This window comes from Metabacillus rhizolycopersici (assembly GCF_020075705.1).
On sequence record NZ_JAIQUM010000205.1, the window covers coordinates 1 to 1,533 of the forward strand.

At 36.3% G+C, this 1,533-nt stretch carries 1 pseudogene; it reads left to right on the top strand.

Features of this window, described 5'->3' with window-relative positions:
- Positions 1-55 precede the first annotated feature (55 nt).
- Positions 56-850 (top strand): annotated as a pseudogene (locus K9V48_RS27995) (RNA-guided endonuclease InsQ/TnpB family protein).
- Positions 851-1,533: the final 683 nt, after the last annotated feature.

The following is a 1,533-nucleotide window of genomic DNA, read 5'->3' on the forward strand; positions in this document are numbered from 1 at the left end:
CTTTCGTAAGGAGAAAAACTATCCAAAACAGAAAAAATACAAAGATTACACGAGTATGACCTTTCCTCAATTTGGGTTCAATGCAAAAGGCAATCGAATGGCTATGTCCTTTTCAGATAACGGTAAGCTGTACAATACAAAGCTAGGTGAAATCGATCTCCTCCTCCACAGACCATTAGAAGGAACAGTTAAGCAACTCGTTATTAAGCGCCAAGGTAAAAGATGGTACGCTATTTTCTGTGTCGAAAGACAAGGGTTACCATCTGAAATTGGTACAAACAACGCAATCGGAATAGACGTTGGTCTACATAAATATGCCGTTCTTTCCAATGGAAGAGAATTCGAAAATCCTACATTCCTTCGAAAAAAGGAAAAACAATTAAAAATGGCCCAACGTAAGCTTTCCAAAATGAAACGCGGTTCTTCCAATTATAGAAAACAAGTGATGCGAATCCGTCAGTTACACGAAAAGATTGGCCATCAAAGACGTGATTTCCTACACAAATTAAGCTACAACTTGTCTCGAACCTATTCTGTTGTATGCATGGAAAACTTGAACATACGTAATATGGTTCGGAATCGTAAGTTGTCCAAGTCTATTTCTGATGCAGGGTGGGGAATATTCCGCCAAATGCTTTCTTATAAGTGTGAGAAAAATGGCGGGCTACTTGTAAAAGTAGAACCACACTACACATCATAAGACTGTTCTTCTTGTGGCGAACGCGTGAAAAAATCACTTTCCATTCGTACACATATTTGCACAAAGTGCGGGACGGTATTGGACCGGGATCATAATGCAAGTCTGAATATCCTCCAAAAAGGATTAGAGCAACTACTTGTGACCAACTAACAGAACCGATCAAACTGTAGGGCAGGGTTGTGTCCGAACAGTATAATCTACGCCTGTGGAGATTGTGTAAGACATAGTGGGAGCCCCCACTATGCAATGGTCTAAGAATCAGGAAGCCCCTTCTTCAATGAGACCGCAAGGTTGATAAGGGGGGGTCATTCACCAGCTATTTATATTATAGAAGAAACTCTTCAAAATATAATCTGGGTTAGTGTTGTTTTAGTGGTTTGGGGGAGTTGTATTTATGTTAATAATTTTATCATTAAATAATGCGAGTGTTGAATAGGGGAGTAAATAATTATTGCCTTTAACCTGAATTTCATTTTGATTAATCTCATTAATATGGAATGTCTAGAAAAGTTCTTCTATTGTTTGATGAGATTTTCACTAATAATCAATGGCTGTAAGTTAAATTTAATTTATATTGTTGACAGTAAGGTAAATCTGTTATATTATTAAATTCCTGTCGAATTGATAGGCGGTTGTTTTGAAAAACATTTAATATTTTAAAGAAATATTTTAAAAATATGTTGACGAAACGATTTGAATATGATAAATTAATAAAGTCGCTTCTGAGAGAAACGACAACACGATGATCTTTGAAAACTAAACAAAACCAAGCGTGCCAACGTTAATTTCGATTAACAAAAACGTACTATATAGTACAAAACTTATGAGCAAGT